We start from the raw sequence: 25,846 nt of genomic DNA on the forward strand, positions 1-25,846 counted from the left end.
GCTGCTGTCATACGTACGTCCTCACTATGCCGTCGTCTGCTCGCGGACGGAGTTACGATCGCCCTCACACGCCGACCTTCCTCGGCCCGCTGGAGCGGTCGGCGGCGCTACGTCCCAGAACCCATAATTCTAACAAGCTACGCTTTCGGATCGAAGAGCCGGCAAAAAAAAGCGCCCCGCGCCAAAAACCGCCGGAGCACCCCCGCGCGGCCGGTTATGCGCGAAATTCTCATTAAGTTAGGGTCCTCCGTCCACGCCCGGCCCCTCCCCGAGCGGTTCAACCACCCAGCAGTCGAGTGTCGCCGGCCGCGTGCACTCCACCGTGAGCGCGTTTTCCCCAGCTTCCAGATTGACCGTCCCGACGGCGTACATCCCATCGGCCGCGCGGTCGTAGGTGACGACGCCGATCTGGGTGCCGGTGCCATCCGTCACGGTGATCGTCTCGAACGCGCGCCGCGGATGCACACGCAGCTTCAGCCGTACGGTCTGCGCAGCGCGGCCCGGAAGTATCATCCGCACCGGCTCGGTCGTCGCGATATGCGCCGCCGCGGCCCCGGAGAACTCCACACCCTCCGCGTACTTCTGCTTGACCACGTTGCCCCACCCCGTGCCGACGATCCGCTCCTCGCACTCCACCGCCCCTGGAATCCGCAGCCCGGGCGGTTCCACGTCCGCAACCTTGAGCGGCTTGAAAAAGCTCGTCGCACCGGCGGTCGCATACCAGTACACGACGCTGCTGTAGTACGTGTCCCGCGCCCCACCTGCCTGCAGGTTCTCCAGCGTGAAGCGCACCGACTTCTGAAATGCAATCGCGTCCGCGAGCTGCCAGCGGTATGTCGCGAACTTGCCGTAGGGCCCCGTGCGCGTCACGCCCGCGAACGGCCGGACGCCAGCGTGCAGCCCCCCCGCGTCGTCAAAGAAATCCGCCGTGCCCGTGCCGAAATACGACGGGAAGCGTTCCCCATCAATCCAGACCTGGTCGTCGCCCTCGCCCCACCACGCGGCCCGCGGGCAGTCCACGCTCAGCACGCACCCCACCAGCCGCCCGCGCCCGCGCGCCTCCAGCAGCGCATAGTCGCGCCCCTGACACGGATCCTCCCGGCGAAATCGCGCGTGGAAACGCAGCGCGTCGGGCGCCGGCGGGCGCGGATCAGCCTGCATGAGCAGCATCAGGCCAATCTTCCGCTTCGCGCTGTTCCCATTCTCGATCTCGACACGCAGCCCGTCCCGAAACGGCATGGGAAACAGGCAGTACATGTAGCGGTTTTCGCCGCGCCGCCGATCCGGCAGCGGCACCGACAACTCGCGGTCCGTGCCGAGCACCAGGCTGTTGTACGCCACCAAGTCGAAGCCCGCGCCGAAGAAATCACACAGCGGCGCCTCGATCGCCGGAGTCTCCTCGCCGTCTGCGTACACCCGCAAGAGGCAGCGTCGGAGCGCATACAGGTCACGCGGGCCGCGCTGGTCCGTCAGCGCGACGTACAACGCGCGCACCGTCCCCGCCCCGGACAGCGATTCACTCATGGTCTCGCCCGGCCCCAGTTCCTGCTGCACCGCCACCGGGCGCATGCGCTGTCCGCCAAAAAGCTGCCCCTCGGTCAACCCGTCACTCAGCGCCTGCCGCACCTCAGCCAGCGCCGCGTCGGCCTCCTCATCGAGCTCGCTCCGGAAACGCGTCACCGTCGTCCCCGGCGGATAGCAGACCACGTTGATCTGGTAGTACGAGCTGCACTCACGCGCCAGAACCTGGCAGCTTCGGCTGAACCCAACCGGAAAATGACAGGTCATCCCCCGTTCAACCAGCGGCGTCTCGAACGGCGGCACCCGGCCGGAGAGCAATTCGTTAAACGCAGCCTCAATCACCGGTTCGCCGTCCAGCACGAAACGGATGTGCCCGCCGGGATCCGCCGACCACATGCGCGTGATGGCGCCAGGGCCGTCCACCTCCGCCAGCACCTGCCAGCCGTCCGGCGTCACGCCGCTGAATTGCCCGTGGTCCTCGTTCGCACCCCATCCGGCAATCTCGCCCGCCGCGCCCGCCTGCGAGCGCCGGTCGTAACTGGAAAACAACCGTGTCCGTTCGCCCGGCGGAGGCGGCGTGGCGAGCCGCTGCACGTCAATCACGCGTCGCAGCAATTCCGCCTGCGTGATCGTCTCTTGCGCCGCGGCCACCCGCGCCAGCGCGAGCACAAGGATGCCCAACCCGAGCAGCCGAAATGCCGACTCGCGCTTCATGGCCACTCAAACGTTGAACTTGATCGTGATCACGTCCCCGTCCTGGACCACGTAGCCCTTCGGCTCCAGGCGTACCTTGCCCGCCGCCTTCGCGTCGCGCATCGAGCCCGCGGCCTGCAGATCATTGAACGCGATCGTCTCCGCCTTGATGAACCCGCGTGCCAGGTCCGTGTGAATCTTCGCAGCCGCATCCACCGCCGTCGTGCCTTTTGGCAGCGGCCACGCCCGCACTTCCTCGGGTCCCGCCGTCAGCATCAGCATCATGCCCAGTGCATCAAAGCACGCCCGCACAATCCGCACCCGGGCCAGGGCCTGGATCCCGTAGTCCGCCATGAACGCCGGCCGATCCGCCGCATCCATCTGCACCAGTTCCGCCTCGAGCGTCGCGCACACCGCCAGCGTGTCGGCCGCGTGCGGAGCGTGGAACGGCAGCGCCTGGCCGATCTGCTGCTCGCCAATGTTGATCACCACCAGCACGGGCTTCTGCGTCAGAAAACCGAAGCTGCGCAGCGTCTTCTCCTCGTTTCCCGGCTGCACCACCGTGCTGAGCGGCTGCTCGTTCTCCAATGCCGTCTGGCAGCGGAGTAACAGCTCCAACTCCAGCTTCTGCTGGTCACGCTCCTTGCTCGGCTTGGTGAGCGCCTTCTGCAGCTTCTCGACGCGCCCCGCACAGATCGCCAGATCAGCCAGGAGCATCTCATCGCGCAACTGCCGCAGATCACTCTCGGGATCGATCCGCCCCTGATGCATCGGAACCGATCCCGACTCAAACGCCCGCAGCACGACCACCAGGCCATCCACTTGGCGAAGCGTCGGTAAGTGCTTTTCCAGGCCAGCCTTATCGACATCGCCCTCCGCGCTGCCCGGCAGATCAATGAAATCCATCGTCGCTTCGGTGCGCTTCTTCGGCTTGAAGATCTTCTCCAGCAGCTCCAGACGTGGTTCGGCGATGTGGACCGCCGCCAGGTTCTCTTCCGCCGCCTTCAAGTGCGCGAGCGGCACGCCCGAGATCGCCCTGAAGACCGTCGTCTTCCCCGAGTACGGGAACCCAACTACCGCCACGCGCATCGCATCCTCCCGCGTCAGTCCCACCGGGGGCCGCGCCGGCGCCGGGCTTGGACACCGCCGCCACCGTGACTGCGGGCAGTCGCCGCCGCTGTCCGATAGCTATATCATAACCGGACACTTGGCGAGCGCGTAGGCTTGGTCTGGAGGCCGGTCGCGCGCCGCCGGCGAGGACGCATGGCATAAGGTGGTAAGCGCAATGCGACGTATGCTCGTCGTGCTGGTGACGTGCGGAGCCCTGCTGGGTCCGGGCGGCTGCCCTCCAGAAGACTATCCCGACTTCGCGCCGGTGACCCTCAAGGAAATCGACCTCGTTCGCAACGACGCGACGCTCACTCCGCAGGAGCAGCGTGTCGCGCTCGCCGAGCTGGGCCTGTCTTCCGCAACCATCGATGTCCTCCTGAAGGACAAGTCGTTGGCCAACCAGGGCGGCGGCGACCTGCGCACCGCGTACACCAAGCTCGTCGCCCCGGACTTCCTTGCGCTCACCCCCGACGAGATCCAGATCTTCGCAAGCACCGCCAGCAGCGTCGACGATGACCTCAGTTACACCCTCACCGACGTGCAGGCTCGCGCCATCGTCGATTTCTTCAACGACTACGACATGGGCTCGCCCGAGGCCCTGGCCGCGTTTCTCGAAGACACACCCGACGCCGTGCCCGGGACAATCCCGGACGACGTCCTCCAGGATCTGTTCATCGATTTTGATTTGAGCCTCCTTCTGCCCGAGCTGCCATGAGGAGAACGCGCCATGTCTGCACGGAGGCAAACGCCACGGTGGGTGCTTGGGGGTTTGACGTTGGTAGCCTTGACCGGCTGCTTCTCGCTGCCGTGGGAGCGCACGGGAAACCAGGGCGGTAGCAGCGTGATTCAGGCCGTGTCCAAGATCACGGCGAACAACCTCGGCGGCATGAACCCGGATGACATCCAGATACTCGCCGATCTCGCCACGCAGATCTCGCGCGCGGACCTTCCCCTGGTCACCGACGAGCAGGCCCAGGCCGTGGTGGACTTCATCGGCGCCAACGGCATCACAACGGTTCAGAGCATCCAGACCCTGATCGCACAGGCCCAGCAGAATCCCGGTTCCGTCGTGATCCCCGACAGCGTCCGCGAGGTGATCGAGGCCATCCTGGCAAACCCGGACGCCTACATCAGAGCCATCGATCAATACCAGATCTGACGCGCGCCCCGTGTCAGCACGGCACCGCAACCGGGACGCCTCCGGCGTCTGCGGAGGTGTCTCTCCGAGCTAAGATCAGCTATGCTGACGGCTTGCCAGGCCGGGACTGCGCCTCGACGCCCGGTCAGACATCGTCGCTGCGACCGAGGAAGCGGATGTTCACCGGAATCATCGCTGCCGTTGGGCACGTCGTCGCCGTCGATGCCACGCCGCGCCGACACGGCGACGGCGGGCACGCCTGCCGCCTGGAGCTTGAGCTGGGCGCGCTGGCAGACGGCTTGCCGACCGGCGCCAGCGTCGCCGTGAACGGCGCCTGCCTCACCGTCGCCACCGTGCGCGGCACCCGCGGCGTGTTCGACGTCGTCCCCGAAACCTGGCAGCGCACCACGCTCAGCCGCCTGCGCACCCGGGACCCGGTCAATCTCGAGCGCTCGCTGCGCGTCGGCGATCCCATCGACGGGCACTTCGTCCAGGGCCATGTCGAGGCCGTCGGCAGCGTCGACCGCCTCGAACGTGGACAGGGCGAGTGGAAGTTGTGGGTCGCGGTGGATGCGGCGCTCATGCCCGCGATCGTCCCCAAGGGCTCAATCGCGCTCGACGGCACCAGTCTGACCGTTATCGACGTCGCCGCCCAGCGCTTCTCCGTCGCCCTCGTGCCCACCACGCTCGACCGCACGGTGCTGGGACAACGCCGGCCCGGCGATGCGGTGAACGTGGAGACCGACATCCTGGCCCGGCTCGTGGCGCGACGACTCGCCGAGCTCACCGGGGGTCAGCCGATTGCGGAAGCCGGCAGCGCGGGCCTGAGTTGGGACAAGCTGCGCGCGAGTGGATTCCTGCCATGAGCGCTAGCCCCCCCCGCCCGACCTCCGATCGGCCGCTGATCGGCATCAGCATGGGTGACCCGCTGGGTGTCGGCCCCGAGGTGATCGTCAAGACACTCGCCGACCCGATCCTGCGCAGCCGCGCGCGGTTCCTTGTCTTTGGTCTCCACGACGTACTCGAGGTCGCCGCCGACCAGGCCGAAATCAGTTGCTTCTGGTGGCGCGAGCCCTACGACGGCACGGCCCGCGTCGGCACCGGCGTGCTGGCCGCCGACTTCGACGAGCTCCAGCCGGTGCGCTGCAACGGCATGCGCGGCCCGGATGCGCTTGCCGGCCACGCCTCGTTCCGCTTCGTCGAAGAAGGCGCGCGCCACCTGCACGGCGGGGCCATCGACGCCCTCGTGACCGCCCCCATCTGCAAACAGAGCTGGCACCTCGCCAATCACCGCTTCCAGGGCCACACTGATTTTCTGGCGCGGCGCTTCGATACGCGGCGCGTCAACATGCTCTTCGTCGCCGACACGCTGCGCGTCGCCCTCGCCTCAGATCATGTCCCACTCTTCGAGCTGCGCAATCGCTTCACGATCGGCCTCGTCCACCAGCCCATCGACCTGCTCGATCACGCCCTCCGCGAGTGGTTCGGCATCGAGCGCCCCCATATCGGCGTCCTCGGCCTGAACCCCCACGCCGGCGAGGCCGGGCTCTTGGGCGACGAGGAACACCGCATCGTCGAGCCCGCCATCGCCCTCGCGCGCAACGCCGGGATCCAGGTCAGCGGACCCCTGCCCCCGGATACCGCCTTCGTCCCGGACGTGCTCCAGCGCTTCGACGGCCTCGTCGCCATGTACCACGACCAGGGCCTCATTCCCGTGAAGATGCACGCCTTCAATCGGGCCGTCCAGGTCAGCCTCGGGCTCGGCGGCATCCGCACCAGCCCCGATCACGGCACCGCCTTCGACATCGCCGGCAAGAACCGCGCCGACCCCGGCAGCATGCGCGCCGCCATCGAGCTCGCCATCGAGCTGGCCACCCTGCGCCAGCGGCGCGCCAGCAACGCCCTGGCCACCCGCTGACACCCCGTCCGGCGTGGGGTGGGCACCGCCTACCAAGTCGGGACGACCACGCAGCAGCCGAGCTGCGGAGCGTGGCCAAACTCCGAATAACAAACCAGCCGGGCGCAGCGCTCGATACGCCACGCCCGGCTGATAGTCCGGCTGTCCGGTGAACGCGCCCGCGCCGTCGGCGCTACGCGAAGAACTGCTGCGCGCAATCGATAATCGCACGCACCGTCGTCGCCGTGTCCTCCGGCTCGGAAGCCAGAGACTCGAAGAACGCCTCTATGAATGTCGTCGCCAGCCCGGTCGCCGCGCTGCCAATCCCCGAGAGCACCGTGTCACGCACCGTCGCGTCACACGCGTCCAGCGCCAACAAGCTGCCCCCGCTCATAAGGCCCAACAACCAGAACCGGGTGCGTGTCAGCAACGTCCGCATAACCATCTCCTTCGCGCGTCACCCGCCGCGGCTGCCGCACAAACGGCCGTCCTCGGCCCGGCGCCCCTCCCCGATCTATCGGCGGCATCCGCACTCAAGTTGATCTCACGCCTAGCCCGGAGGCACCTCCGGCGGCGGCACGGGCTCCGGCTCCGGCTGGGGCGGCGGTTCCTCCTCCGGCGGCATCGGCGGCGGTTCCGGGATGGGCTCCGGCTCCGGTTGTGGGGGCGGCTGGGGCTGAGGCTGCGGTTGCGGTTGCGGCCGAGGCTGCGGCGGCGGTTGCGGGGCCGGCTGCGGCGGCGAATTCGGCGCGGGCCGCACACCCGGTCTGCGCCCCGGGGCCCCCACGGCCGGCCGACTCGTGGCCTCCGCCGCCTGGCGCTGCGCCCGCGTGGGCAGTTTCTCCAGTCGCGGCTTGAGCTGCCGCTCAAAAACCTGGTCGATCGGCTCCGTCAGCTTCGTCCGCCGGGCGTTGATTTCCGTCAGCTCCCTGAGCTTGTCGCCCTCCTTGGATTGCCCGAGCTCCAGCACTTTCTTGTCGAGTTCCTCGATCGCCGCCTTGTTCTTCTGCATAATCCGCTGCGCCATGTCCTGGCAATCTTTCAGGATCGATTGCGCGCGCTGCGTCTGTCCCTCGTCAAGTTGGTACCTCTGGATGAATTCTCGGACGTACGCCTCCCACTGGCTCTCAAAGTTCGCTCCGGCCCTGCCCGCGCTGACCGGCGAACCGCCGCGCCCCCGCAGGCGCCGCTCGCCGCCGCCCGGGCCGCGCCCCGGTCGCCCTGGCGCCCCCGCCGAATCACCCACCCCCGGCTGCGTCGGGCGCGGTGTTACGTGAGTACGCGTCGTACGCTCCGTCGCCGGATCCGCTTGCGGCGCCACCGTGCCCGTGGTCACCTCGGCGGGCGCCGCGCGCGGCACCTGGCGGGCCGGCCCGCGTCGAAACTCGTCCAGCGTCATCTGACCGGTGACGATCCGCTGCAACTGGTCCTCGGTCGTGACGAAGCTGTTGTACATCTCCTCGAGGTCCTTGTCGTGCGTCTTGCGCTGCTCCTCCGTCAGGATCTCGCGCCACTCGTTGTTGCCTTGCACGATCAGCGCTTTCGCCTCTTCGTACAGCGGCTGGGCGCGCTTTCCCCACGTGATCAACTCCTCGCTCGTGATCTCGCCGCCGGCCCGTACCTCGAACAGCCGGTCCACGAGGTCATACAACTCTTCCCGATGCCGCGACAGGAACTCGTCTGCCTTCTGCCGCAAATAGGCCTGCGTGTACGCCTCCTGATCTTCGCTGAGGTTGTAGTGCCGCGCCAAAAACCGCGCGTGGTGCTCGATCAGCGCGTCGATATTCAGCAGGCGCGCGTAACTCGGCCGCGCCGGCTCGTCCTGACCGCGGGCGGGCACGCCCACCGCCAGCAACAGCGCGCCCAGAGCGATCGGCAACGTCCTGCGTGGAAATAGCATGTGAAATACTCCCATCCGGCCGTCGCCCGGCAGGCAGCGGCCGGTAGCCTATCTTCCATCGGTATTATAAGGTAACCTGCCTAGGGGGTTGCAGTCCGCTCGTCAGCGGACCACCCACAGGATTTGACAATGCCGGAAACGCTCCCGATGCCGCGTGCCTGCGTCTTCGACCTCGACGGCACGCTCGTCGATTCGCTGCGTGACATCGCGGATTCGCTCAACGCTTGCCTCGACCTGCTGGGGCTCCCCACGCACCCCGTCGACTCGTATCGGTACATGGTCGGCGAGGGCATCCCCCGCCTGTGCGAACGCGCCATCGGCGCCAGCCATCCGCACCTCGTCGCACGACTCGCCGAGCTGGCTCGCCCGGTTTACCGCACCCGCGCCACGCGGTTCACCCGTCCTTACGCCGGCGTCCCCGAGCTCGTCGCACGCTGCCACGCCCGCAACATTCGCCTCGCCGTACTCTCCAACAAGCCACACGACCTCACCCTGCGTGTGGTCGAGGCCTTCTGGCCCAACGGCGTCTTCGACGTGATTTACGGTTACATCGAGGAACAGTTCCGCAAACCGTCGCCGGTCTACCTCCAGCGCATCTGCGACGAGTTGCACATCCCGCCTGCGCGGACCTGGCTCATCGGCGATACGCCGACCGACGTCGAGACCGCCCGCGCCGCCGGCGCCGTCCCCATCGGTGTCACCTGGGGCTTCCGCACCCGCGCGGACCTCGAATCCGCGGGCGCCGCCCGGATCGTCGACCATCCCGCCGAGTTGCCCTGAACGCCACCAGCGCCCACGGGCCCGCTTTCCGCCCCGGCCGCCGCGTGGTACCCTGCGGCCTGCGCGCTGCGCGCGACTACATGCAACTTGCGCTCGAGGATCACGCGATGCCCCACGGAACTGAGTTCGCCTTCACCAGCGGCGGCAAAGGCCCCGCGACCGGCGATGTCCTGCTCGTCCCCCTGCTCGCCAAGCCACAACCGCCGCTCGAACTCGTCACCCGCGTCGATCGCGTCTGCGATGACGCCGTCTCCGAGCTGCTCTCCGTCCGCGCCTTGCGCGACGAGACCGGCTATGCCATGCATACGACCTGCGGCGGAACCTGCCGCGGGGTGCTCGTCGTCAGCCTCGGCGACGCCAAGAAGGTCAGCGCCCACGAGATCCGCAAGGCCGCCAGCGCCGCCGCCCGCTGGATCATGACCGAGCGTCTGACCAGCGCCACCCTCTGGATCGACGGCCTGGCTACGACGGGCGTCGAACGCGCCACCGCCGAATGGGCTGTCGGCATGGCCCTCGCCGGCTTCCGCTTCACAGGCTACAAGCAGCCGGATGAGAAGATCCCGGCGAAGGTCCGCGTGCAGATCCGATCCAGTGAGAGCGGGCACGTCCACCGCGTCCATCCCGAAGTGCGCGAAGCCACCATCATCGCCAACGCCGTCAATTATGCCCGCGCGCTCGCCCACGAGCCCGCGAACGTCATCAATCCGGCCACGCTGGCGACCGTCGCCCGCAACCTCGTCCGCGGCACGAAGCTCAAGTGCCGGGTGTTCGACGCCGCCCAGCTCCGCAAGCTCGGCATGCGCGGCCTGCTCGCCGTCGGGCAGGGCGCGGCCCACCCCGCCTCCCTCATTCAGATCGAATATCGCGGCACGACTGGCACCCGCGCCCAGACCGTCCTGATCGGCAAGGCCCTCACGTTCGACACCGGCGGCTACTCCATCAAGCCGGCCGCCGGCCTGGAAGGGCTGAAGTTCGACAAGTGCGGCGGGGCCACCGTGCTGGCCGTGATGAAGGCCGCCGCGGAGTTGAAGCTCAAGTGCAATCTCGTCGGCCTGATCGCCGCCGCCGAGAACGCGATTTCCGAGCACGCGTACCGCCCCGGCGACATCCTGCGCATGATGAACGGCAAGACCGTCGAGGTGACGAACACCGACGCCGAGGGCCGCCTGGTCCTCGCCGACGCCCTCACGTACGCGCAGACGAAGCTGCGTTCGACCGCGCTGATCGACGTGGCCACGCTCACCGGCGGCGTGGGTGTCGCGCTCGGCACGGTCGCCGCCGGCCTGATGAGCAACGACGACCAACTGGCGGCCGATCTCGGCGAAGCGGGCCGCCGGACGTACGAGCGGCTCTGGCGTCTGCCGATCTGGGACGAGTACAAAGAGCTGCTCAAGAGCCAGGAGGCGGACCTGAAGAACTCATCCGGCAAGCGCGACGCGCAGGCGATCGTCGGCGCGATGTTCCTCAAGCAGTTCGTGAAGGACGACGTGCCCTGGGCGCATCTCGACATCGCCGCCGTGGCGACGGACGAGAACGGCAAAGGTCCGAGCGGCAAAGGCGCGACGGGCTTCGGCGTCCGCCTGCTGCTGGAGTTCCTCCGCCTCCGCGGCGCGTAGGGTGGGCACCGCCCACCACCTCGCAGGGTGGGCATTGCCCACCGGTCTTCCCGTACGGTCGGCACCGCCCACCGGTTCGGATGGGCGAACGCGGGAATCGGGAGGGCGAAGCGCCCGCTGAGCCGCATAGTGTGGCACGGGCGTCCCGCCGGCGTGGGGAGGGCGAAGCTCCTGCTGAGCCGTGCAAACCGGGACGGCCGCGCGTTCGACCGTCGCGTTGCGCGCGCGAAGCCGCTATGCTGATGTCCCGGGAATCGAACTCATCCATCGCAAAGCGTACGAGGGCGCCACCATGGTGAAGGCGATCGTTGGGGTAATCGTGGTCGGATTGATTGCGGTCGGGGCGGCGTATTTCTTCGGCGGCACGCGGAAGTTCGACCCCACGGCCCAGGGTAAGCAGGCCAAGGCCGCGGTCCAGCCGGGCATGACGTGGCAGCAGGTGATCGACGCCGCCGGCAAGCCCCAGAATGTGCGCATCGCGCACCGCGTGACGAAGAAGATCGCGGGCGAAGAGCAGGAAGTGATCGAAGAGGCCGCGCCGTTCAGGTTCGAACGTGAACTCTTTGAAAACACGCTCACCGGTGCCACCAACCAGGCCGGCTTCCGGTTCATGTACAACTTCTCCGCGCAGGCCGCGTTCTCGGTCTACTTCGACCCGAACGGCATCGCCGAGGGCGTCTCCGACGACAAGACGATGGCCGACCTGCTGGACACGCGGCGCTGAACGAAAGGCGCGAGAAGAGCTGAGTGTCCCCGTCTTGTCCTAATCTCGAAGGAGTCCGTGTTGCACGAGCATAGGCTCTGCTCAGTCGCTCTCCTCCTAACGGCGATGTCGCTTGTCGCGGCCAGCCTATTCACTGGTTGGTATGGCGTATCCTGTGGCATAGAGAACAAATTCATGATTTTTGCCAACGAGGGGCTTCTTGGTGCGTCTTGGCGGCCGCCGCCGGAAAGTTGGGAGAACTGGTACATCCCCGGCGGAGTCTGTGTGACTGAGCACAAGTTCGAGTTGGCGTTACTCAGCTTCCGGCTCTCTGCTCATAATCACGACCTGTATCTTCCCATGTGGGTGTTGGCTGCTGGTTGCCTCATTGCATACGTGTGGCCCCGGCTGGCGCGCAAGCGTCGGCGTAGCGGGTCTACGTGCCAATGTGGGTATGATCTGACGGGCAACACGTCCGGCGTTTGCCCGGAGTGCGGAACGCCCACCCCAACGGCAGCGTCAGCACACAGATGCACGGAGCGCCCGGGTTCAGGGAATTAAGGGGACAGAATTAAGGGGACATTCTGCTTTTTGGCGATCGCAGAGATGGCGAGAAGAGCAAAACGTCCCCAATGCCTGCTGACACCGCTCGCACGCGTGAATCCGGCTGGCGGCCGGGCTCGGGCGAGCGGCCCTCATTGCGCTGCGCGATCCGCTCGCTCACGCAGCGCGGCTCGGATCGCGCGCTGCGCGGACCGGTCGCTGGCGCTCGCAGCTCTGACGTTCGCGCTGCGCGGACCTCGCGCGTTCTCGGCCCGGCGTGCACGACAACCCTCGCCCGTCCGCGTACCATGCCGCCCAGCACAACCAGGAGATGCCCCGCCATGCGCGACCTACACCGCTCACTGCCGCTCACGTTGTTGATCATCGCACTGGCCGCCCACGTCGCCGCCGAGACGCGCCCTGTCCAGTTCGTCGTCATCACCCCCGACCGCGCCGCCGATCAGCCGCCGCGCATTTTCCTTTCCTCCTCCGCCGACAACTGGAACGAGCAGGGCCGCCCGCTCGACAAGATCGCCCCCGGCGTCTACAGCGCCACGTTCAACTTCGATGCCGGCGTGACCCTCGAATACAAGTTCACCCGCGCCGGCTCCTGGTCCACCGTCGAAAAGGCCGCCAACGCCGACGAACGCCCCAACCGCGCGCTCCTCGTCGACGCCGACGCTGCCGAGCACACGGTCGTGGACATCGTCGCCCGCTGGGCCGACCGCGTGCCGCCCGACGACCGCCGCATCCTCGCCGGCGAGCGCCCCGCGTCCTCCGAGCCCGCCAGTCGCCCCAGCACGCTGACCGGCACGATCCGCTACCACCACCTCTTCCATTCGCCGCAGCTCCACAACGACCGCACGCTCATCGTCTATCTCCCGCCCGGCTACGACGACCACCCCGACCAGCGCTACCCCGTCCTCTACCTGCACGACGGCAACAACGTCTTCGACGCCCGAACGTCCTTCCTCGGCAGCGCATGGCGCGCCGACGAAACCGCTGAGCGCCTCATTCGTGAGCAACGCATGCCCCCGCTCATTATCGTCGGCATCTACAACACGCCGGAGCGCATGGACGAGTACACGCCGTTTCGCGACGAACAGCGCGGCGGCGGCCAGGGCGACACCTATCTCGCGTTCATCGTCGAGACGGTCAAGCCGTACATCGACCAGACCTACCGCACGCGCCCTGAGCGCGAGCACACGGCCATCGGCGGCTCATCGCTCGGCGGGCTGATCTCACTGTACGCGGCCTACCGCTATCCCGACGTGTTCAAATGCGCCGCCGCCATCTCGCCGACGCTCCCGTGGGCGGATGGCGCGGTGCTGCGCTACATCGCCGAGCACAAGCCCGCGCAGCCCCCGAAAATCTGGCTCGATATGGGCACGGAAGAATCAATCGGCGACGCGGACAACGCCTCGCCATTCCTGGCCGCCTGCGACAAGGCCGTCGAGGCATTCAAAGCCGCCGGCCTGCGCCCGGATGTCGATTTCCACTACGAAAAAGTCTCGGGCGGCCGCCACAACGAAGACGCCTGGGCCCGCCGCTTCGATCAGGTGCTGCTCTTTCTGTACGGCCAGCCGCAGCGCTGACGCAGCACTTACGCGCCCCCGCCCGGAAGCTGGTACTCCACCGCCCCTCCCCCATTGATTGACACCCACACCGTCCCGTCCACCGGCGACGCAGTCGTGAACAGTACCTCAACGCTCACACCGAGCTCAGGCAAATCGAACGCGACCGTCCCGCCCGCCGGCACGAAGTTGCCGTGCGTGATCGGGTCGATCAGCAGATAGCTGAGCGTGGTTACATAGCTCGCCCCATCCTCGACGACGGCCAGCGAAGCCGACTCGAAGACATACGCCCCGCTCCGTTCGTACGCGATATCCACTGCGCCCGCTGCCGCCCCAATCCCCTCCGTCGTCACCATGCAGGAGCCCTCCAGGCCGGCTCCGTTCGACGACGTGGAAATGCGAACTTCCAGGTGCCCGGTTACGCCATGGCCCGCGATGCTGAACACGTTCCACTCCAGCACCGTGAAGCGCGTCGCGAGCGCCATGTACCCGGCGATATCGCCCTTGAAGAGCAGGCCCCCGGTGGCCGCACCGCTGCAGCCAGCGTCGCGCCCGAAATCCAGCGCGATCAGCCCCCACACGAAATCCGACGCATAGCGCGTCACCGGACACGTGCCGTACTCGTACATCGTCCATTGACCGAAGTGAATCCGCTCGTCCGCCAGCCCCGCCGCCGCCCCCAACGCCGTCGCCGCGGTGATCACCTGCCGCGCCACGGCATCGATCTCCGCTGTCGGCAGACCGGCGGCCGCGTTCACATTAACTGGTGACTCATCGTCGTCATCCTCCGCCGCAGAGTCGTCCGCATCATCGTTGGGCGGATCCCAGCGCGGCAGGAAGGAGAAATCCTCCGAGTAGGACGGGATCGGCGTCGGCGCTGCATCCGCGGGCGTGTTTCCAGCTGTCGCCGGCGTGTCCGTATCGGCCGCGGCACCGGCCGGGTTGTCCGCAGCAGATTGCCCATCCGTCGTGGGATCCGTGACGGCCGGCTCTGGGGCGGGTTGCGGGCAACCCCCAAGCGCCAACAATGCCGAAATCGCAAAAAAGCAGACCCAGCCCGACCGCGGCATAGCATGGCCTCCTGTACCCGGACTCCAGGACGCTGCCGCTCAGCGGCCACGCTATTATGGGCGGCGAGTCAAGAAACACCATGTGCCCCCCGCGGCTCTCCCGGCTCCCCGTGCGGCCTTCGGCCAGCCCCCGCAGCACGCGCCGCACCCGGCGCGCACGTTTGGGTCCGCGCACCACGCGCCGCGTGTCATAAAGAGGAAGTGGGCGATACGACTAGAACCGGGCGTCGCAAACAGCATAGCGGTCATGGGCTTACGCCAACGGGCCAGCTCGCGCGCTGCAGATTTCGACGCATCGCGTCGCACGGGTGTGCTGGCGACAGGGTGGTTGATGGCACTGGGGCGGTTGGTGTCGCAGTGTCTCGGCGTGTGCCCGTAAGGCCGTGCGGGCGACCAACGTGCTGCGGTTCATGTCCCTGTCCTGCGCTTGATGCCGTGCTCGAATCGTCTTTCGCGCCCGTATTCCACCCGCCAAACCGCTCCTCGGCACCGGCAGCCGGTCCTTGACGCCCGCTCGAATGCGCCTGCCACTTCGGCCGCCCTGCACTCGTCCGCCGCGCTCGCGCTATTCAAGCCTGCCAGTTGGGACCGGCTCCTCCTCTGCCTCGATTGGGAACAGTGCCTCCAGCCGTGCCAGGCGCGCCCGGAAGTCGGGCCGCAGGACCAGACGGTGCTGCGCCGCGAACCGGCGAATATCCTCCGGTCCGATCCACCCATCGCCATCCAGATCCGCCGCCGGGGCGCCTGGGATACCCAGCGCCGCCACCGGCATGCGCACCGCCAGCGGTTCCACTGCCACCTCGGGCACCATTTGGTTCTGCTGCTGCGCAAGGGTCCCACAGCCGCTCGGCGGATCGCTGATCTGACCGAAGTTGATCTGGATCACCGTGAAGTCGCCTGTGCCCTGCCAGCCGTCCCCGGTGGCGTCAGCGAGCGAGCCGAGATTGGGGTCGACCGGGTCATTCCAGTAAATTGCCAATATCGCGAAATCGACGATGTCAACGAGGTCGTCCTGGAGGACCGACGGCGGGTTTGAAAAATCGCCCGAGCGCAAGTGATTGTCGCCCGTGAAACTGACGGTCGCGCTGCAATCGACCCCGAATTGCAGGGGCAGCAGCGTACCGAGCGTGTGGCCCTCCCGGGCCTGGATCCAGTCCGCCGTCGTGTCGATCCCGGGCAGCACGATCGTGACCGGGTTCGCGGTGAACGTGACGTCGACCGCGATCGTCTCCTGGTGGCTGGTCACACAATCCGTCGTGATGAACGTCACCGTGCGAGTCACAGGCGGGTTGTACACGCCCAGTCCTTCGACGTGCAGGGTGACATTGATAATCCCGTTGTGGTCGCAGGCAGACTGGAATTCGTATGCCCCCATGTCCACGACGGCTGGGTAGTCGGGCAGGTCGGGGAGACCCGTGTCGCCTGTGCCCGGCTCGTCCACGAAACGCGGCAGTCCGTCCAGATCGAACGGCATCCGCTCCGTGGTGTCGCCGTCGCCGTCGAGGTCGAGTGTGTCCAGCGGGACTGCGGCGTTATTGCCCGCGTCGATGCAGGGCGAACCCGGTTGCAGATGGTAATTACCGACCACAAAAACGTCGTCTGATACGTCAGGCGTACCATTGTCGTCCCAGTAACCTGGGTCTTCGAACAACGGCTCCAAGCCGATATTGCCCGGCTGTGAGGCAAACAGGTCGAGCCCCGCGATGGCACTATAGCTCACGGCAACCTGGCCCCCCGTGATTGTTATCTGACTCGCTTCGTCAGCTCCAGCGGCATTTCGATTGTCCCAGAAAATGCAGTTTGTCACCATCGCGGCGCCGACATAGTTTCGCAGCCCCCCCGCGCCGTCGTCACTCGTGCGGTTACCGATCAGCGTGCAGCCAGTCAGAGTAATGCTGCTTCCAGAACTAAATATTGCACCTGCGAGGTAGTCTGCTCTGTTACCAACGAATATGCAATCGTTCAAGGTGCAGTCCCCCTGACCGTGGTAAAGGGCACCTGTGTTCTGGCCATAATTGTTAATAAATTTGCAGTTCGTTAACACTCCATCGTCACCAATAATCAAGGCACCGCCATCATCCCACGAATAGTTATCGCTGAAGATGCAGCCGTACAGCTCGGCATGGCCTCCCCAAATGACGGCTGCGCCATAATTCGTGGCGGCGTTGTACTCGATCCGACAGGAACTGAGCACAATACCGCTGTTAGTACTGTACAGAGCACCTCCGTTGCAGGCGACGTTTCTTACAAGACGACAATCCACCAACGTAGCGTCGGACTGTAGGAGCACTATGCCTCCGCCCTCCCGAGAGTATGCGTTCCCGGCGGTAATGACGATCCCATCGAGCAGCACCGAGTGGGCACTGTCCGCCCTCGCGACGCCATAACAGTTGTCGGACAACGTCGGGCCCCACGGAAAGTCCGCTTCAAGGTCGTCACCGTTGAGATCTCCGCTCAGGATGGTCTCGTACAGGGCGATCTCCCGAGCATCGGGGGCAGGCTGCCCGCATCCGGCATAGCCGCCCTTGATCGCAACACCGCTCAGAAGTTGAAAGACGGCCTGACGATCACCAGGTGTCTGACCTTCCCCTTGATCTGGCTTGTACGTGCCTTGGGCTATTCGAATTTCGGTCGCCACTCCACCGGCGGCGGCTGCCATCGCATCCTGCAAGTAGTTGTATGCATCGCACCAGGTCGAGCCGTCATTGGCGCCGGTGGCCGAGTCGTCCACGTAGATGACCCTTTGGAACTCGTACGCCCCCATGTCAACGGTTGCGGTCCCATCCTGATCGCCGTCACGAACGCGCGGGTTGCCGTCGAGGTCCGTCAAAGCTGTCACCGGCGTGTTGTCACCAGAGTCGATACAGGGCGACGTTGGAGAAAGACGAAAATTGTTATCCTGGCAGGTATTCGGATCATCATCCGGCCCGTCGGGATCGACGAAGAGTGGATCGTCACCGATGTTGCCGATGCCCCCCAGGTTGCCGGTCCAGCCCTGAATGCAGTTGTAACTGTGTGTGCATTGCCCAAAGCACTCGATTTGGGCGCCCTCTCCTGAGCCTGTCGAGTCGCTGTTACCCCACAGGACACAGTTCACGAAATCCCCCACCTCCATATAAACGCCACCGAATAGTGATGACGCAGTATTGTTGGTGAAAGTGCAGTTGATGGCACCGAGATAGCTTGAGTCGTCGTCATAGTTTGTCGCACCGCCGCTCACGGCGTGGTTGCCATTGAACAGGCAGTTGATCATCAACGTATTGGAGCTTTCACCATTGAGCCAACCCCCACCCAACAGTGCGGTGTTACCAAAGAATTTGCAGTCGATGACAAGCGGAGCGGAGTCGGAGCAAGTGGACGCGACGCCGCCGCCCCTCTGGCCGGCTGCGTTGTCCATGAACGTGCAGCGCTCCAGTGTGAAATCACCGGCAAAGTAGAACAAGCCCCCTCCATCCACATCGGCCCAGTTTTCGGCGATAGTGCAATTCTCGATCGTTGCATCAGCAGTATCGAGATACAGCCCCCCTCCCGAAGTGCTGAATACACCATCCGCGTTGCCGCCTCGTATGGTAAAGCCATCTAGCCGTGCCGACGGGCCAACTAACGTGGCGCGGATAACGTGGTACGCGTTCTCATCGTTATGTGCGAAGTCCGGGCCATCATCGCCGCTCAGGTCACCGCTGAGGATGGTCTCGTAGCTGTCCACGTCATGAGCGTCAGGATCTGGCGCCCCACACCCGGCGTAGCCGCCCTCCACGGTCACGCCATCTACGAGTTCAAACGTAGCGTCCCGTGGATCGGCCAATGCGGCCGGGTTCGGCGTGTAGATACCATCGGCAACGTGAATTGTCGTGCCACTGGTCGCGATGGCGAGGGCCTCGTCGAGCGTTCTCAAGGCGGTGCACCACGCGGTTCCATCGAACTCGGGACCCACCGCAGCCGCGTCCACGTAAATCACGGCCGTACTCCGCAGCTCGGGCAGCATGAGGAAGTCGGAACTGGAGAGCGAGCGGTTGTGCACCTGGACGGCGAGCACATTCGTGCCCGCCACGAGCTGGTCGATGAAGCCGCTGAGGTCCACCGCCACCGGCGGACACGGCCCGGCCGGCGGGCTCGTCCCGCAGCAGGCCTCATGATCGCCCGTGGTGGCCGGCTGGTCATGGGTCGGGGGATTGGGCGCAAACTGGGCATCCACCTGCACACCGTTGAGGTAGGCGATGTAGCCATCGTCCCAGTCCATGGTGAACCCGAGGCTGGTCAGCTGGGCCGGATTCTCGATGTGGAACGCGCGGCGCGCATAGACGCTCATGTAGTTGTTCTGCATGTCGGGCAGGTTGGTAGCGATGCAGCCCTCATAGCCGGTGGCCGCCTCGTAGCCGATGGGCGTCGGCCCGGCCAGCCAGGTCGAGTCGTCGAAGAAGACGTCCTTCCAATCCGCCGGCGGCTCCTCGATGCCCTTGAAGTACAGCCACCCGTCACCCTCTACGATCGGCAGCAGCGGGGCAAACTCGTAAGCGCCCATGTCGACGGTGCGGTTAACGATTCGGGGGTTGCCCTCCAAATCCGTACTTCGCGTAACAACCGAGTTATTACCCGCATCAATGCACGGAGAGCTGGTAGACAATCGTAGGTCGTCATCGTCGGTGCCGGGGATGTCATCAGGCCCGTCAGCATCAACGAACAATGGGTCAGCGTCGATGTTCCCTGCGCCGGTCCAGCCTCCCTGGACGTCGCAGTAGGTGACAACGGGCGCGCCCTGAGACAAGTAGATCTCTTGCCCGTTGTCGCCCCACAGGACGCAGTTGGTCAAGTTCGGGCTGGAGCCGTAACCGCAGACCACGCCGCCGCCCCCGTCGGCGGCCGTGTTCCCGCTGATCGTGCAGCCGGTCAGCGTGGGGCTGGAAGAGTTGTAGCAGCACACGCCGCCGCCGTATTCGGCCGTGTTCCCGCTGATCGTGCAGTTGGTCAGCGTAGGGCTGGAGTACTCCTGGCAGGACACGCCTCCGCCGTCCTCGGCTGTGTTGCCTGTGACCGTGCAGTTCGTTAGCGTCGGGTTAGAGTTGTCGTCACAAGACACGCCTCCGCCTTTGCCCACGGCCGTGTTGCCTGTGATCGTGCAGTTGGTCAGCATTGGGCTGGAGTGGTCTTGGAAGTACACGCCGCCGCCGCTCCAGCCGGCTGTATTGCCCGTGATGGTGCAGTTGGTCAGCGTCGGGCTGGAAACGTCGCAGTACACACCGCCGCCATTGCTCACGGCCGTGTTGCCGCTGATCGTGCAGTTGGTCAGACTGGAGTGGGAGCCGCCGCTGGAGCCGCAGGACACGCCGCCGCCGGCGCGGTAGGTGGCCGTGTTGCCCGTGATCATGCAGTTGGTCAGCGTCGGGCTGCCGTGCACGCCGCCACCGGCGTTGTCGCTGATCGTGCAGTTGATCAGCGTTGGGCTGCCGCCGTCCACGCCGCCACCGCCGTAGGTGGCCGTGTTGCCCGTGATCATGCAGTTGGTCAGCGTCGGGCTGGAGGACCAGCCGCAGTACACGCCGCCGCCGCTCCAGCCGGCTGTATTGCCCGTGATGGTGCAGTTGGTCAGCGTCGGGCTGGAACTATCGCAGTACACGCCACCTCCATCGCCCGTGCCCGTAATACTCCCGTTCCGTATGGTCATTCCCTGCACGACCGAGGTAGCGATTTCACCACTGTGGAAGTAAAACCCCCGCCCGCTGCCCCCGCAGTCGATGATGCACGTGGCTGGATCGCCGCTGGCGGAGCGGACGGTGATCGCCTTGCCGCCGAAGTCGAGGTCCTTATTGCCAACCCCCGTGTACACACCATCGGCGATCACGACCTCGTCGCCGGGGACCGCCGCATCGATCGCCGCCTGAATGGTCGCAAACTCGCCGGGCACCTCCAGAACACCGTCACACGCGTCACCGACGCCGTCGCCGTCGGAGTCGGCCTGATCGGGGTTGGGCACGTCGGGGCAGTTGTCGGCCGCGTCAGGCACACCGTCGCCGTCCGAATCCGGAGGGAGGAAGGCGACACGGAACCCTAAGCTGGAGTACTCATCTGTCGGAGGCTTGTTGCTCCGGTTTGAGGCATGCAGGTGCAGATGTTCGTGGCTATCGAAGACAAACGCCCCGCCCCGCATGCCGCGCTCCGAGCCGCTGACCAGCGTCTCGTTCCACTCCCACACGTTGCCGCCCTGATCGAACGTGCCGTACGGACTGTCGGACAGCTCGAAAAACCCCACATTTATGCGCCAGTATGGGCCTCCGATCGTGTAGTCGCCGTCGAAGAAGTTTGCCGAATTTCCTGTATCGCCTTCCGGATTACCGTTGTTCGGGATCTCGTTAGTTCCCGTCGGGTAGTCCCAGTAGTTGCCCGTGACGCCGTCGTTCTTGTGATATGCCGCCTTGTACCACTCGTCCTCGCTCGTCACGGACCACTGCCAACCGGGGTTGCGCTGAATCTCGTAACCATCTGGCCCGTTGTAGCCGTTGAGCGTGTACGCCCCGGTCTCCGTCGTGCCCGGCCCCTGCGCGCCCGTCGGCTGGCCGTTGTGCAGCCAGTTGGCGAACCGGCATGAGTCCCAGTAGCTCACGTAGTTCACCGGGCGGTTCGCCCAGTAGCCGCCGGTGGCGTCATCGGCCACGCGGTACTGATACGGGTTGGCGGGAGTGCCGTCGCCGGCGTAACGCTCGATCTTGCAGCCATAGCTGTCCGACCACATGGACGTGTTGTACAGCCCGTACGTGTCCACGCCCGCCACGGCGTTCAGAAACGCCGTGTACTGTCCGGCCGTCACCTCGTACTCGCCGACGTTGTACGTGTAGCCCACGCCGCCGAAACTGGCCACCTCGCCGTCCGGATACCGCGTGTCCCCGGGGTTACCCGGGTTGCCCACCGGGAGGGCTTCGATGATAGTCGCTGGGTGTGCGTGGACCGCGCAGGCAGCGACCGCGAGTGCCATCAGAACCTTGCTCGTTCGATCCATGTCACGGCCTCCTCTTCTGTCACGATGTGCACTCGCGCGCCGAACCCACAGAGTCAACCGCCCGCGAGCAGCGTCACGAACGGGTTGATGTCGGCGAAGCTCACGTACCCGTCGCCGTTGATGTCGGCCAGCATGATGTCGCAGTTCGGGTACTGCTCCTGGTAACCGCCCCAGCTTGTCAGCGCGAGCACGAATGGATTGATGTCGCCGAAGTCGATCTCGCCGTCACAGTTGAGGTCACCGTAGGCGTGTGAGCCGAACTCGTAGGCCCCCATGTCGACGATCGCCGTCCCGTCGCCGTTGCCGTCCCAGACGCGTTGATTGCCGTCCAGGTCGGTCTCGCCCGGCGTGGGCACGAAGTTCGGGTCGCCGGCGTCGATGCAGGGCGAACTGGACTGCACGCGGAAATCGTCGTTGTCAGGTTCGACGAAGAGCGGATTGCTGTTGATGTTTCCCGTCCCGGCATAGCCGCCTTGAACGTCGCAGTAGGTCACGACGGGGCTGCCCGAAGAGACGTAGATTTCCTGAGGCGTGTTGGCCCAGAGAATGCAGTTGGTCAGCGTCGGACTGGAGGTGGAGGTGCAGTACACGCCGCCACCGTAGAGGCTGGCTGTGTTCTCTGCGATCGTGCAATTGGTCAGCGCCGGGCTGGAGTACGAGCAGTACACGCCGCCGCCAGCCCCGAGCGACGTGTTTCCACTGATCGTGCAGTTAGCAAGCGTCATGCTGGAACCTTCCTCCGAGGCCACCCCGCCGCCAGCGCCGAGCGATGTGTTTTCACTGATCGTGCAGTTAATCAGCGTCGCGCGGGAGTACTCCCAGCAGCGCACGCCACCGCCACCACCATTATCCGTGATCGTGCAGTGGGTGAGCACCAGGTCGCATGATTCGCACCCCACGCCCCAGGCGTTCTGCGTGATCGTGCACTGGGTCAGCGTCGCGTTGGAGGCTTCGAAGTAAACGCCACTCCCATCGTTACCCACGATCGTGCAGCAGGTCAGCATCGGGCTGGAAAACGAGATGTCCGCGCCATTGCCGTTGCCCATGATCGTGCAGTTGGTCAGCGTCGGGCTGGAGAACTCGCCACTCACACCGTTGCCGTTGCCGGTGATGGTGCAGTTTGTCAACGTCGGGCTGGAGTTGTAGCAACACACGCCTGACCAGTAGTTACCGGTGATCGTGCAATTGGTCAGCGCCGGGCTGGAGCCATAGCAGTACACGCCGCCGCCGGTGTTGCCCGTGATGGTGCAGTTGGTCAGCGTCGGGCTAGAGGAGTCGCAGTACACGCCGCCGCCGGCGTCCATGTTCCCGTTGCTGATCGTCAGACCCTGCACGATCGCAGCAGCGCTTTCCCCGCTATGGAAGTAGAAGCCGCGCCCGCTATTCTCGCAGTCGATGATGCACAGGGCCGGGTTCCCGCTCGCCGAGCGCACCGTGATCGCCTTGCCGCCGAAGTCCAGGTCCTTGTTACCCAGTCCGGTGTAGATTCCATCGGCTACCAGGATCTCGTCGCCGGGAACCGCCGCATCGATCGCGGCCTGAATCGTCGGGTATTGGCCGGGGACGTGTCGCTCCGTCGCCCACGCCGGCAGACTCACCGATCCGACGAGAATCAACGCCGGAAAAACCAAGCCAATTCGCGGTCTTTTCATTGTCGCCACCCTTTCCTTTCGCCCCATGGCGCAGATGTGCAGCTGTCACGGTGAAACACCGCGCCACCCTCATCGGGCACGCTCATGTTCATCTTCTGACAGCGTTATGGCGGTCAGTGTACCGCCGGGCCTCCCGGGCTGCAACGAAAAACAGCCGGCGCACCAGCCAAGCGGGGCGTGCTCGCATCCCACGAGGCTGCCTGGCCGCGGTGGCGCCCACGTCGAACGAGAGTTCGGCTCGGCCCGTTCAGTCCGCGCGCGCATCGCGTGTGCTGAGCGCTCCAACGCGCCAGAATCCGTGTATCACGATACTCCCGCGGCCACTCGATGCGGGACCATTCACCGCGCAGCGGACGGGTTCGGACTGGAAGTGGCGCTTGACGATGTTGGATCTCCGCTGCGTGCCGCGCAGATACGACCGCACGCGCGCGGTTTTTCGGCCCGCGTCGCGGAACTTCTCGTCGGGCGCCATGAAGCCCAGCTCGCCGCGCATGGTAACCGTCGACGTCACATTGCAGCGGAACCGTTGCTCCGCGCCGAGGATCAGGTTTCCAGAAGTCCCACCGCCTTGAACACGGTCAGGATATTCTCGGCTCCCGTATCCGGGGGCATGGCAACGACGATCCACGTTTCCTGCCTCGTTCGCCTCACACGCAGGAGGCGGCCACGAGGCTCGTGCTTGAGCAGGCGGAAGTGCTTTGCGAGAGCATGGCGGCGTGAGGCACGTCCGGCGGCATGCCAGATGTTGCTGCGACTCGGCCGACGGAAACACGGCTCCCGTATCAAACCACACACATCGCGGGGGCGCACACGGCGCCGTCACCGTGGATTGGAGTCGCGCGACCGCGACGTCGGAGAACGAGCTATCAGCGTGTATCTGCGCCTGCGCGACCCGGGGGGAGTGATTCAGATCCCGGATTCGGTTTGGGGCCCCGTTGGCGCTTCCGGGACTCCTAACGTGGCCGCTGGCGTGTCGCCGGGGCCGCCGCCGCGCGGCGTGCGGCGCGCAGAATCAACGCAACGGCGCAGGGTGGGCAGGGTGGTGCGAACCGATTCGGGTTTTGCCCGTTTTGGCGACTGCGCCGTCGTTCGTGGTGCCTTCCCTAGCTCGGGGGGGACCGTCCCGGCCCCGGTGGCGCCGGAGGTCGCACCCCACGCCACGCAGGAGTCGGGCGAAATCGGCCGGGGCACTCCCGGCCGTCGCGGATCAGCCGATGCGCTGGGCGACCTCGATTGCGAGTGCCCGGTCGCGCTCGGCGTACAGTTGCGACGTCTCCAGCTTGCTGTGCCCGAGACAGGCGCCGACCTGCTCCAGCCCGTACTGCCGGCGGACGGCGGTCGCGAACGCGTGCCGAATCTGATTCGGTGCCCACGTGTGCTCACGGCGCCACGTTCGGCGTTCATCGTCGGCGAGACCCGCAGGGGCGGGGAATGCCAGGTCGCACGCCCGCCGGATCGCCCGGGCGTAGCTCATGGTCGTGTAACGCTCGTGGGGCCGGCGGCGCGGATTCGCCCGGCGGTTGGTCCCGGGGCGGTTGCCACATGATGCCGGGGTCTTGCGTGCCTTGTGCATGGCATCGCGGCGCTCGGCTTCGGCTTCGCGCGGATCGAATAGGTAGGCGTTCACGTCCGCGCGCATGAACCGCCGGATCACGTCCTGCCCCTTGGGGCCGATGGCGACAACGCGCTCCGTGCCGCGCCAGTCCAGCTTGAGTTCGGTCACCTTCCAGAGCCACACGGGACCGCTCATGTCGATATCGACCGCCCGGCAGCGGACCGCTTCACCGGGGCGACAGCCCGTGAAGCGCTGGAGTTCGATCAGGCCCCACACCTGCCGCGACACGTGCGGCTGGACAGCATCTACCAGCGCGTCGGGCACCGGGCGGACCGGTTCGGTCTCGGGGGCATCGGTGCGGCCGCGCTTCAGACCTTCAAAAGCGGTCAGAGCATGATGCACGCTCGGCGGGACCAGTTCGCGGGCGACGCCCCACTTGAACACGTGGCGCACGCGGGCGACGTAGCGGTTGACGGTGGGGCGGGACAGTCCCTCAGACACGAGCCGCGCCTGCACGAGTTCCAGCTTGCGGGGACCGAATTCGGCGGCGGGTGTCAGACCGTACAGTACGCGCAGGGGCCGCAAGACGCGTTCGATGTTCGCGATTCGCGCCGCATTCATCCCGCCGTCTCGGTCGCGATAGTACGACTCGGCGTACTCCAGGTACCGCAGGATCAGTTCGGACACGACCAGGGCGGGGCGCTCGGGCTCGGGGGCACGCCGGCCGTTGGCGAGCCATGCTGCGACGGCCGCGTTGTACTTCTCGATGCTCGCAGCAGTGGCGTAGTCGCCGAGATACACGTCGTGGCGGTCGATCGTCACGACGGCGTAGACGCGGCGGTTGACGACCTTGCGACGGTAAGCCGGGACGCCGGGCTGTTTTGGGGGGACGGCGGGAAGTGGCGTTTTTGACGTTCTGCGGGGCATTTGTGCGACCTCCGATCGACCGCGACGGTAAATTACCGTCCGTTCCCGGTCTCTCAGGCCGCACCGCCCCACGCGGGCGGGTACGCTAAGTTGTGCGTTCGGCAGAACTTACGTCCACTGGGCGTTACAGGACTCGAAGCTCAAATCGTAAGCTGTATACGTGCCAAGCTCTTACG

Annotated in this window: 16 protein-coding genes; 8 read left to right on the plus strand and 8 right to left on the minus strand. The window is 65.9% G+C overall.

Annotated features, from left to right (window positions below):
• Window positions 1-237: 237 nt before the first annotated feature.
• On the minus strand, window positions 238-2,235 hold the full coding sequence (locus KA383_13425; protein MBP7747120.1) for a DUF2961 domain-containing protein: 1,998 nt from the start codon (window positions 2,233-2,235) through the stop codon (window positions 238-240).
• 6 nt (window positions 2,236-2,241) lie between these two features.
• A complete protein-coding gene (locus tag KA383_13430; GenBank protein MBP7747121.1) occupies window positions 2,242-3,303 on the minus strand; it encodes a DUF933 domain-containing protein in 1,062 nt (353 codons plus the stop codon).
• Between the two features lie 196 nt (window positions 3,304-3,499).
• On the opposite strand from KA383_13430, the gene KA383_13435 reads away from it, so the two are divergent.
• The 4 genes from KA383_13435 (at window position 3,500) to pdxA (ending at window position 6,380) form a co-directional block, all read left to right on the plus strand.
• On the plus strand, window positions 3,500-4,039 hold the full coding sequence (locus tag KA383_13435; protein MBP7747122.1) for a hypothetical protein: 540 nt from the start codon (window positions 3,500-3,502) through the stop codon (window positions 4,037-4,039).
• Window positions 4,040-4,051: 12 nt separating this feature from the next.
• Window positions 4,052-4,483, plus strand: coding sequence for a hypothetical protein (locus KA383_13440; GenBank protein ID MBP7747123.1), 432 nt, complete (start codon window positions 4,052-4,054; stop codon window positions 4,481-4,483).
• Window positions 4,484-4,638: 155 nt separating this feature from the next.
• Window positions 4,639-5,328 carry a riboflavin synthase gene (locus KA383_13445; GenBank protein ID MBP7747124.1) on the plus strand — a complete coding sequence of 230 codons (690 nt, stop codon included), beginning with the start codon at window positions 4,639-4,641 and terminating at the stop codon, window positions 5,326-5,328.
• 50 nt (window positions 5,329-5,378) lie between these two features.
• Complete coding sequence (gene pdxA, locus KA383_13450; protein ID MBP7747125.1) at window positions 5,379-6,380, plus strand: 4-hydroxythreonine-4-phosphate dehydrogenase PdxA; 1,002 nt, start codon at window positions 5,379-5,381, stop codon at window positions 6,378-6,380.
• Window positions 6,381-6,552: 172 nt separating this feature from the next.
• On the opposite strand, the gene KA383_13455 is transcribed toward pdxA, so the two are convergent.
• Together KA383_13455 and KA383_13460 are read right to left on the minus strand one after the other, a co-directional pair.
• A complete protein-coding gene (locus tag KA383_13455) occupies window positions 6,553-6,798 on the minus strand; it encodes a hypothetical protein (protein MBP7747126.1) in 246 nt (81 codons plus the stop codon).
• 111 nt (window positions 6,799-6,909) lie between these two features.
• Window positions 6,910-8,259 carry a hypothetical protein gene (locus KA383_13460; protein ID MBP7747127.1) on the minus strand — a complete coding sequence of 450 codons (1,350 nt, stop codon included), beginning with the start codon at window positions 8,257-8,259 and terminating at the stop codon, window positions 6,910-6,912.
• Window positions 8,260-8,388: 129 nt separating this feature from the next.
• Here KA383_13460 and KA383_13465 point away from each other — a divergent pair, with 129 nt between their 5' ends.
• From KA383_13465 to KA383_13480, 4 genes are all read left to right on the plus strand, one after another.
• Window positions 8,389-9,039, plus strand: coding sequence for an HAD family hydrolase (locus KA383_13465; GenBank protein MBP7747128.1), 651 nt, complete (start codon window positions 8,389-8,391; stop codon window positions 9,037-9,039).
• 107 nt (window positions 9,040-9,146) lie between these two features.
• Window positions 9,147-10,655: a leucyl aminopeptidase gene (locus tag KA383_13470; protein ID MBP7747129.1), complete on the plus strand. Its 1,509-nt coding sequence runs from the start codon at window positions 9,147-9,149 to the stop codon at window positions 10,653-10,655.
• Between the two features lie 292 nt (window positions 10,656-10,947).
• On the plus strand, window positions 10,948-11,379 hold the full coding sequence (locus KA383_13475) for a hypothetical protein (GenBank protein MBP7747130.1): 432 nt from the start codon (window positions 10,948-10,950) through the stop codon (window positions 11,377-11,379).
• A gap of 863 nt (window positions 11,380-12,242) precedes the next feature.
• Window positions 12,243-13,496 carry an esterase gene (locus tag KA383_13480; GenBank protein MBP7747131.1) on the plus strand — a complete coding sequence of 418 codons (1,254 nt, stop codon included), beginning with the start codon at window positions 12,243-12,245 and terminating at the stop codon, window positions 13,494-13,496.
• Between the two features lie 8 nt (window positions 13,497-13,504).
• Here the strand turns inward: KA383_13480 and KA383_13485 are convergent, their stop codons facing one another.
• From KA383_13485 to KA383_13500, 4 genes are all read right to left on the minus strand, one after another.
• Entirely contained in the window at window positions 13,505-14,545 is a 1,041-nt protein-coding gene (locus KA383_13485; GenBank protein ID MBP7747132.1) for a hypothetical protein, read from the minus strand.
• A 565-nt stretch (window positions 14,546-15,110) separates the two neighbouring features.
• Window positions 15,111-21,536: a right-handed parallel beta-helix repeat-containing protein gene (locus tag KA383_13490; protein ID MBP7747133.1), complete on the minus strand. Its 6,426-nt coding sequence runs from the start codon at window positions 21,534-21,536 to the stop codon at window positions 15,111-15,113.
• 53 nt (window positions 21,537-21,589) lie between these two features.
• A complete protein-coding gene (locus KA383_13495; protein MBP7747134.1) occupies window positions 21,590-23,188 on the minus strand; it encodes a right-handed parallel beta-helix repeat-containing protein in 1,599 nt (532 codons plus the stop codon).
• A 1,207-nt stretch (window positions 23,189-24,395) separates the two neighbouring features.
• Window positions 24,396-25,670 (minus strand): site-specific integrase, encoded by a 1,275-nt coding sequence (locus tag KA383_13500; GenBank protein MBP7747135.1) that lies wholly within the window; start codon window positions 25,668-25,670, stop codon window positions 24,396-24,398.
• Between the last annotated feature and the right edge of the window lie 176 nt (window positions 25,671-25,846).

This window comes from Phycisphaerae bacterium, assembly GCA_017999985.1.
GTDB lineage: Bacteria > Planctomycetota > Phycisphaerae > UBA1845 > Fen-1342 > JAGNKU01.

Coding starts and splice junctions, on each gene's coding strand:
- KA383_13480 (MBP7747131.1), top strand. CDS start 12,243: ATGCGCGACCTACACCGCTCACTGCCGCTCACGTTGTTGATCATCGCA.
- KA383_13435 (MBP7747122.1), top strand. CDS start 3,500: ATGCGACGTATGCTCGTCGTGCTGGTGACGTGCGGAGCCCTGCTGGGT.
- KA383_13495 (MBP7747134.1), bottom strand. CDS start 23,188: ATGAAAAGACCGCGAATTGGCTTGGTTTTTCCGGCGTTGATTCTCGTC.
- KA383_13430 (MBP7747121.1), bottom strand. CDS start 3,303: ATGCGCGTGGCGGTAGTTGGGTTCCCGTACTCGGGGAAGACGACGGTC.
- KA383_13485 (MBP7747132.1), bottom strand. CDS start 14,545: ATGCCGCGGTCGGGCTGGGTCTGCTTTTTTGCGATTTCGGCATTGTTG.
- KA383_13455 (MBP7747126.1), bottom strand. CDS start 6,798: ATGCGGACGTTGCTGACACGCACCCGGTTCTGGTTGTTGGGCCTTATG.
- KA383_13500 (MBP7747135.1), bottom strand. CDS start 25,670: ATGCCCCGCAGAACGTCAAAAACGCCACTTCCCGCCGTCCCCCCAAAA.
- pdxA (MBP7747125.1), top strand. CDS start 5,379: ATGGGTGACCCGCTGGGTGTCGGCCCCGAGGTGATCGTCAAGACACTC.
- KA383_13445 (MBP7747124.1), top strand. CDS start 4,639: ATGTTCACCGGAATCATCGCTGCCGTTGGGCACGTCGTCGCCGTCGAT.
- KA383_13465 (MBP7747128.1), top strand. CDS start 8,389: ATGCCGGAAACGCTCCCGATGCCGCGTGCCTGCGTCTTCGACCTCGAC.
- KA383_13490 (MBP7747133.1), bottom strand. CDS start 21,536: ATGGATCGAACGAGCAAGGTTCTGATGGCACTCGCGGTCGCTGCCTGC.
- KA383_13425 (MBP7747120.1), bottom strand. CDS start 2,235: ATGAAGCGCGAGTCGGCATTTCGGCTGCTCGGGTTGGGCATCCTTGTG.
- KA383_13470 (MBP7747129.1), top strand. CDS start 9,147: ATGCCCCACGGAACTGAGTTCGCCTTCACCAGCGGCGGCAAAGGCCCC.
- KA383_13475 (MBP7747130.1), top strand. CDS start 10,948: ATGGTGAAGGCGATCGTTGGGGTAATCGTGGTCGGATTGATTGCGGTC.
- KA383_13460 (MBP7747127.1), bottom strand. CDS start 8,259: ATGCTATTTCCACGCAGGACGTTGCCGATCGCTCTGGGCGCGCTGTTG.
- KA383_13440 (MBP7747123.1), top strand. CDS start 4,052: ATGTCTGCACGGAGGCAAACGCCACGGTGGGTGCTTGGGGGTTTGACG.